Here is an 8,438-nt window from a genome sequence, read left to right on the forward strand (position 1 = left end):
GAGTCTATGCGGGTCGCATCAGAGGTGCCACGGCGCCCGGTACGGCTTGGTCAGGAGCCGGTTGGCTTCGGCGTCGTTGATGATTCGCTCGTTCTCCCGATCCCAATGGATCTTGCGACCGGTCAGCAGCGCGATATTGCCGAGGTGGCACGCCGTCGTGGACCGGTGGGTGATCTCGGCATCGCAGATCGGGCGCGCGCGCGACTTGACGCAGTCCAGGAAGTTGCGCACGTGGGGTTCGTTCTGCGCCGAGCCGCCGCTGGAAACGGGCTCGATTGCGCTGTCCTCGTCCGGGATCACCTCGAATCCGCCGCGATCAACGAACAGCGTGCCCTGGGTGCCGTGGAACTGCATGCCGTAGCCGTGGTCACTCATCGGGTAGTCGCTCGCCCCGCGGTAGGAGTAGACCATCGTGAACCCGGGATAGTCGTAGATCGCCTCCATCGTATCCGGCGTCTCGCGGTTGTCGGGCATGACGTATTTCGCGCCGCTGGCCGCCACCGCGAGCGGCGCATCCACGCCCATCCCCCAGTGGATGATGTCAATGAGATGCGTGCCCCAGTCCGTGATCTTGCCGCCCGCGTAATCCCAGAAGTAGCGGAAGTAGTAGTGGCACCGATTCGGGTTGTACGGGCGCTTGGGCGCCGGCCCCAGCCACATGTCGTAATCGAGTTCCGGTGGAGGATCGCCGTTCGGTGGGTTGCCGATGCCGTCGGGAAGTTCGTTGTCGACGTTCCACACGCGGCACAGGGTGACTTTGCCGATCCCGCCCGAGCGAACGATCTCCACCGCGCGCTGGAAGTGCGTGCCGCTGCGCTGCTGCGTGCCGATCTGCACGACACGGCCATAACGCCGCGCGGCGTTGACCATCGCCCGCCCTTCGCCGACGCTGGTCGCGATCGGCTTCTCGCAGTACACGTCCTTGCCCGCCTCGCACGCCGCGATCGTCGCCAACGCGTGCCAGTGATCCGGCGTGGCGACGATGACGGCATCTATGTCCTTGCGCTCCAGCAGCTTGCGGAAATCCGAGTACGGGGTAGCCTTGCCGCCCGCTTTCCCCACCGCCTCGCGCAGGCGGTTCTGGTCAATGTCGCACACCGCGGCGAACTCCACGTCGGGGTTCGCGCGGAAGAAGCCCACGTCCCCAGACCCCATGCCGCCGACGCCGATGGCGCCCATGATGATCTTGTCGTTCGCTCCGCGCGCGCTCTCCGATAGGAACATCGGCCCCACCACCGCGGCCGCCGCCGCCGTCCCACCGGCTTTCTTCAGGAATTCACGTCGCGTCACTTGGTCCGGCATGTTCGCGCCTCCTCAGATCTGGTAGACCTTGGGATCCAAGTCGAGAACCTGCTTCGTCGTCATCGCCTCGTTGGCCTTGAGGATCACGATGGCGGCGGTCAGGGCAGTCTCGCCGCTGCACGTCACCTCGGTCCGATACTTGATCGCTGAGCAGAAATCCTCCAGTTCCCTGCGGTACGGTTCCAGGCGATCCAAGCCCGACTCCGCCGCCTCGCCCGCCGCGAGTTGGCTCCCGGCGGCGTCGGCGACGCGGCTCTCCGATGCTTCCATGACCGGAGCGCCTGCGGCGGACTTCTTCACTTCGATCGCCGCCGCTTTGTCGCTGTCCTCCGACCACAGCATCGCCTCGGTCTCGCCGGTGAGGATGATGGTGCCCTTGGTCCCCTCGAATTGCTCGTAGTAGTGATCGAATGCGTTCGAGCTGATGGACGAGAACGTCACCGTCGTCCCGGACGGGCCGAGCTCGTTCGGCGGGTAGTCGCATGTCACATAGACGTGGTCGTCAATGTCGCCGGGGCCGCTCCACCAGAACCGTCCGCCGGACGCCAGTATCCGCCGGGGAACGACGCCGGTGAACCAATTCGTGACGTCGAGCTGATGACTGCCAAGTTCCGCCATCAGCCCGCCGGACAGCTTGCGGTAATGGCGCCAGTTGACGAGCTGGTCGAGATCATCGTAGCCCCAGCGCTTGGGATCGAAGTTAGCGTCGGCCTTGCGCATGTCCTCCATACTCGGGACCTCGCGCCGCCAGTCCGTATGACGATGCCACAGCGTGCGGATGTAGTAGACCTCGCCGATCAGCCCCTGGCGCATCATGTTGAGCGCGCTCGCGTAGAGGCGGTTGGCGTGGCGCTGATGCCCGATCTGGAGCACGCGGTTGTTGCGCCGCGCCGCCCTCACCATGTCCTTGCACTGGTCGACGCTCCACGCCATCGTTTTCTCGCAGAACACGTGCTTCCCGGCGTTGAGCGCATCCACCGTCATCGCTGCGTGCGTCCACAGCGGTGTCGCAATCACGATGGCCTCAATATCGTCGCGCTCGAGCAGCTTCTTGTAGTCGTCCGGGTACACGTCCGGCTCAGTCTTCCAGCGCGTCTTGATGACGTCCACGCCTGCCTGACGGCTGTCGGGGCGAACATCGGCCACCGCTTTGTACTCGATGAGGTCAGTCGGCGACTGTTCGAGCAGCACGCGCCCCTCGCTGCCACTGCCGATCATGGCGGCCTGCACCGGCCGGCCATGCACCCGCTTCTGGCGCGCCGCGAATCCGAACGCGCCGAGAGCCGGCAGCGTCGCCATCGCCTTGAGAAAGGTCCGCCGTCCCATCTTCCTCTGTTCTTCGGTTAGCATCTTGCCTTCCTTTTCTCCATCGGAGGTGCGAATCACGCCGCGGCCTTGGCCTTGCGGCGCCCCCGCCACTCGTAGTACAGCAGGTCGAGACCCGCTATGCGCCCCGTGTTGAAGGCCAGCACGACACAGAGCGCAAGCAGTTCGACGAGATTCTTGTCAACCATCAGATAGTTGCCTTCCGTCGCCATCGGCAGGACCGCAATCCACGGCGGATTGGCGGCGTAGTATAACGCGAGCAGCAGCACCGCGCCCAGACACGCGACAGGCGTCAGCAGCCCCAGGATGAGGCATGCGCCGGCCGCCGTCAGGCCCCACGCGTTCAGCAGATTCACCGCGCGCAGCATCCCGTCGTTCTGCGCTATGGCGTGGAACACGCCCGCCAGCGGCCCCTGCGCCGCCGCTAGGTACGGCCCGGCCGACCACGCTTTGTCGGTGATCTTGACGTAGCCCTCGTACAGAAAATGCCAGCCGATCGCCACCCTCAAGACGACGAGCAGCACCTGTTGAACGACGTTCACGCGTTGGGCTTCATTCGCGGTCAAGTGGGGGCCTCCAATTGATCGTCGGGTATGCCGATGGTCACGGTCTCCGTCTCGCCGTCGGACTCGCCGGCGACGATTACCAGCGCACCCACGTTCGGGTGCTTCTCGCAGTACTCCAACGTCGCCTCGACGCCCATGATGTAGAATGCCGTGGACAGGGCGTCTGCTTCGGCGGCGGTGGGAGCGACGCAGGTGGCGCTCATCACCCCTTCTGCCGGCCACCCGCGGCGCGGGTCAATAATGTGTCCGTAGCGCTTGCCGTCGGCCTCCACGAACTGCTCGGCCGAGCCGGACGTCGCCATGCATTGATCCTGCAGGCGTACCCGCGCGGCGGGCCCATCGCCCCCGGCCGGATCGCGGACGCTGAGCAGCCAGCCGGCGTCTCGATGCGGGCCACCCATCGCGCATACGCTGCTGTAACCGGCGTGGAGGAGCGCATCTGCCACACCTCGGCGGCGCAGCAACTCGGCCATTTGATCGAGCGCGTAGCCCTTCCCGATCGCGCCGAGGTCGAGTTCCATCCCCTCGCGGGCGAACTCGACAGTGCGCCGCTCGGAATCTAACCGCACGTGCTCCACGCCCACGCGCGCCCGGGTGGACTCGATCTCCCCCTCGGTAGGCAGCCGACCTTCTCGCTGGCATATGCGCCACACTCGCGACAACGCGCCCGCCGCGATCTCGAACGCGCCTCCGGTTTCCTGTGCCAGTCGCGCGCCGGCCTCCAGCAGCCCGAAGAGCCCGACCGCGATCTCCACCGGCTCTGCTGCCGCGCGGCGATTGATGTCGCTGATCTCGCTGTCCTCCCGAAATACTGACATCTGCCGTTCGAGGTCAGCGGTCAGCTCCAGCGCGTCGCGGGCAGCCTCTACGGCCTGTCCGTCGCCGTTTGGCAACAGGACCTCGAAACGCGACGCCATGGCAGTGCGCGACAGGCTCACCAGCTCGCTGGCCTCAGCCTGCGGCGGTTGTGGCGCCGCATGTGCCGGCCTGCGACCGAACGTCGCAAGCAGCACAGGGCCGAGCTGCTGGCGCAGGAACTCTCTGCGGGTTGGGGTGACTTTATCTGACGTCATCGAGTCGTGCTGTTCGCGCTGGCGGTCCGCGTATGACACAGCGCCTTACTTGATGTAGTTCGACACCCGTGTTCCGCGCCCTTCCGCCCCTGTGCGTCGGGCCACAGCACGGGATGCGCCTGATGCTCGCGCTGGGGGCCCCGGGAGAGGGAGTGACCGAGTCTCCGTGGCGCCACATGCAGCCCCCTGCTCCGTGCGCTTCGAAGCCCGGCTTCGCAGGGCGGAGTAGCCTCTCTGGGCGGCCGCCGTGCGACGGGACACAAGGCAAACTCCGGGCCACCTTCACTCAGCGCTAGCGGCTTGTCCCGGAAAGCCAGGGGCACGCCGCGCGGCATCTACCGTTGACGCGCGCCTGCATTCCGAGTACACTTTGCGTGGCTGGTCGTAGTGTTCAGTAACGCTGCCCCGGCAGCAGCGAACGGCGTGCACTGGAGCCACCGGAGGTAGGCCAGCAGTAACGGTCATAGTGTCCGGAATCGGCAGGGCCGGGAGGAGGTGAGGCTGCAGACGGCGCACGGCTGGTCATAGGCCCGTGCTACCAGCATAACGGATCGCTTTCGCGTAGCGAAAAGGAGGACCGTTCTAGGATGCGAAGGAATCGTGGTTTCACCTTAATCGAGTTGCTCGTGGTGATTGCGATCATCGCAATCCTGGCCGCTATCCTGTTCCCCGTCTTCGCGCGAGCGCGCGAGGCGGCGAGGAAGGCGACCTGCCTGTCCAACCTGAAACAGATCGCCCTGGCCGCGATCATGTACGCGCAGGACTATGACGAGGTGCTGCCCGCAGCCAGCGCCACTGGCTGGCGGTGCAGCGCTCACCCGCTGGATCCCGCCAATCTCTACCTTACCTCGTGGGCCGGCACCGGCTCCCTCGACTTCTGGCAGCTCGCCGATAATCTCCAGCCCTACGTCAAGAGCTTGGACCTGTTCGACTGTCCGACGTGGAGTCGGCGCAAGCCTGGCTTCAAGATCCAGACCGTGGTCTTGACCTCGGGCCCGGCTGTCGGCGTACGCAAGGTCGGGGCGGCGAACAGCAATGAGGCGAGCAGCAACGACGTGCGTGAGGACCACGTCGGCTCCTACGCCTGGTGCTGCGCGCACTACGACGTGGCGTCAGGGAGCGCGGGCGCCACCAACGCCGAGTTCGGCGGGATCTGGGACTTGCTCCACGACATCCTGGGGATGATCAGCGATGGCGAGTACGAGAACCCGCAGGAGTTCTGGGCCTGCGGCAACGCCGTCGGCAACTTCGACGACCCCGTATGGAAGCCCATGGCGTTCTGCATCAGCCGCGCTGCTCATGAAGGTTACAGCGACGCATACGCCTGGTCGCACATCTACCCGCCCGAACTCGGCGGTGAGGTGCCGACCATTCCCGTAGCCATGCCGACCGCGTTCGTGGACGGCCACGTCAAGTACATGCGCGTGATGTTCTGGGAGTTCGTCGCTTCACTCACCATGCCGAACGAGATACAGTAGGGTCTATCTGTTCGGGCATCGGTCGGCTTGCCGGTGCCCGATAGCAGGCGTGCGGCCCGCTCCGACATCCCTTGGGGCGGGCCGTCCTCATTGCCTTCTCGCGCCCGCCGGGAGGAAAGCCCCGTCCCCGGCAGAACCTCACAGACGTCGCAGGCAATCACCTCTGTGCCCGGAGGTCACCATGTCGCTGCCCGCCATTCTATCCCGGAACACTTTCGCACGGGAACCGCTGAAGTCCCGGCGGCGGTGTCCTGCGGCGGGGCGTCGGTCGCATGCTGCCCCGGCGGCGTTCCTTATCCTCGCGCTGACCGTCATAGCCTCCTCCTCATCAGCGTACGCGAAGACGTCGCCCAACTGTCGTTTCTACATCGCCACGCAACACGATTACGAGCAGAAGCTCGGCTTCTACCTCAACCTCAAGGGCGCGTCCCTCGGCGCGCTGACCCTTACCCTCGCCGTCGCTGACGGCGCCGCCTGGCGCTACGCCCAGCGTGCCCCGGGCTTCGCCGCCGGCCGCGAGTACGAGATCCGCGCCGTCCTCGCCCCCAACCGCGCGCAGCTGTTCCTCGACGGCAACCTGGTTGCGGAAAGCGCCGGCACATGGCGGCGGGCGGGCAGCCGACTCGACGTCAACTATCGCCCGGGCTTCACCCCCGAGGGCGAATGGCTCGCGCTGGTGCGCACGATGAGCGTTGTCGTCACCCGCGGGGATGCGGAAATCGCCCGCCACGGCTTCGACTTCAGCGACACGTTCGATCGGCCCTTGCCCCTGCAGCTCTTCGAGCCGGGTGATCGCCGGATAGCGGCTGTCGAAACCGGGCCCGAAGATACCATCACAATAGACGCCGCGGTTCGTTTCGCAGGCGCGACCCTCGAGGGTGCGGCGCCGTTCGTTGATCCCTACGGCCAATGCCGGTACGCAAATTGGCCGGACAAGGTCCGCAGCGACGAGGACCTGCGCGCCGACATCGCCCGCGAGGACGCGGAGTTGGCGAAGATGCCGCCCTCGCCCGACTACGACGAGTACGGAGGCTACAACAAAGCGGGCTGGAGCGACCGCGCGACCGGCTTCTTCCACGTCGTCCGCCGTGACGGCTACTGGTGGCTCATCAGCCCGAAGGGCAACCCGTGCTTCTACCTCGGCGTATCTGCGATCCCCGCGGCGACGAGTGACGCCACCCCGATCACCGGCCGCGACTTCGTGTACGAATGGCTGCCGCCGCAGGAGGGGCCGTTATCTCAGGCGGGTAGTGGGCAGTCCGTCCGCTTCCATACGGCGAACCTGATCCGCAAGTACGGTGAAGACTGGGCCGACCAGGCAGCGGCGCGCGCGATACGCCGCATTCGCGCCTGGGGCTTCAGCGGCGGCGGCAAGTGGGGCGCGCCGTCGAGCCTGGTGTCGGTGCCGGTCCTCGGCAGAGGCGCGACGCCGTCAATCGTGAGGCACCCCGATATCTTCGACCCAGAGGTGCGCGAGGTATTCGGCAAGGAGTTGGAACGACAGATCGCCCCGCGACGGGACGACCCGCGCATCCTGGGGTGGTCGCTGGGCAACGAGTGGGGCGAGGTGATCGCCGCCAACGAGATCACCTCGATTCTCGCCAAACCCGCCGAGGTGCCGGCGAAGTGCGCGCTCGCGGACTACGCGGTCGACGAGCTGTACGGCGGCTCGGTGCCGAAGCTCGCCGCGGCATGGCAGGTCGGCGCCGCTGACCGCACCGCGCTCTACGCCTGCCAACCCACACCGCCTGCCGAGGACGTCGAGCAGCTTCGCCGCTTCTACGCCGACCGCTACTACGACTTCATCTACCGCACCGTCAAGTTAGTTGACCCCAACCACCTCTACTTCGGCTTCTGGGTCATGTCGCAGTGGAGCGAGTGGTGGCCGAGCGAGGATGAGTGGCGGCTGATCGCGCCTTACTGTGACGTCATCGGGTATGACCGCTACGCCCGCGAGTACGACGACCCTCGCTGGCGGCGCATGGAAGAAGAGGCCGGCAAACCGACGCTGTGCGGCGAGTTCAGCTTTGCGCCGTGGCACGATGGCAGGCGCGGGTTCGGCCGGTATGAAGTCTGGGCGCGCGATGAGGCCGACGCGGGAGAAATGTACCACCGTTGGGTGCAGGCGGCGGCGCGCGACCCGTATTCCGTGGGTTTGATACACTTCCTCTACCACGACCAACCAATCACCGGACGCGGCCCGGGGCAAGGCGCCGGGCTGGTGTTCGGGGAGAACTTCGCGTTCGGCTTGGTCACGGAGACCGACCGGCCGAAGTGGGAGTTGGTGCGCCGGTATCGCGAGGCGAACTTGCAGGCGGCGCAGTGGCGCCTAGAGGCGATGAATCAGTAACGTCTTTCCACCCTCCCGGGCGTGCCCCTGCGCCGCAGCGGGCAAGCCTGGGAGTCGCGTTCGGATACGGAGGCGGCGCTCACGCCGGGCCGCGCCCGGCACGGAAACGGGGCGGCCCGACAGGACCGCCCCGGTGCAATTCATGCGACTTCGGACTCGTCTCGCCCGGCGCACCTGGCTCGCGCGTCAGGACACGATCCGCTCCTTCTCCGGGTCGAACTGCACGACCGTGTTCTCGCGATAGGCCTTCACGCCAAGGGCGATCGCCACCATGACCTTGTTTCCCACCTGGGCATCCACATGCGGCTGCTTCCGGCTGCGCACGCATTCGAGCCAGTAGGTC

The 8,438-nt window shown here is 66.3% G+C and carries 5 protein-coding genes and 1 pseudogene; 2 read left to right on the forward strand and 4 right to left on the reverse strand.

Annotated features, from left to right (window positions below; all coding sequences use genetic code 11):
- Positions 1-18: 18 nt before the first annotated feature.
- Genes JSV65_08220 through JSV65_08235 form a run of 4 tightly spaced genes read right to left on the reverse strand, consistent with a single transcriptional unit; the run spans position 19 to position 4,267 of the window.
- Positions 19-1,302, reverse strand: a complete 1,284-nt coding sequence (locus tag JSV65_08220; GenBank protein UCH36327.1) for a Gfo/Idh/MocA family oxidoreductase — start codon at positions 1,300-1,302, stop codon at positions 19-21.
- Positions 1,303-1,314: 12 nt separating this feature from the next.
- On the reverse strand, positions 1,315-2,652 hold the full coding sequence (locus tag JSV65_08225; GenBank protein UCH36328.1) for a Gfo/Idh/MocA family oxidoreductase: 1,338 nt from the start codon (positions 2,650-2,652) through the stop codon (positions 1,315-1,317).
- A 32-nt stretch (positions 2,653-2,684) separates the two neighbouring features.
- Positions 2,685-3,170, reverse strand: a complete 486-nt coding sequence (locus JSV65_08230) for a DoxX family membrane protein (protein UCH36726.1) — start codon at positions 3,168-3,170, stop codon at positions 2,685-2,687.
- 20 nt (positions 3,171-3,190) lie between these two features.
- On the reverse strand, positions 3,191-4,267 hold the full coding sequence (locus JSV65_08235) for an FAD:protein FMN transferase (protein ID UCH36329.1): 1,077 nt from the start codon (positions 4,265-4,267) through the stop codon (positions 3,191-3,193).
- A gap of 587 nt (positions 4,268-4,854) precedes the next feature.
- Between JSV65_08235 and JSV65_08240 the strand changes: the two are divergent.
- Positions 4,855-5,046 (forward strand): annotated as a pseudogene (locus tag JSV65_08240) (prepilin-type N-terminal cleavage/methylation domain-containing protein).
- A gap of 880 nt (positions 5,047-5,926) precedes the next feature.
- Entirely contained in the window at positions 5,927-8,095 is a 2,169-nt protein-coding gene (locus tag JSV65_08245; GenBank protein UCH36330.1) for a hypothetical protein, read from the forward strand.
- The last annotated feature ends 343 nt before the right edge of the window (positions 8,096-8,438 follow it).

Source organism: Armatimonadota bacterium (genome assembly GCA_020354555.1).
Taxonomy (GTDB): domain Bacteria; phylum Armatimonadota; class Hebobacteria.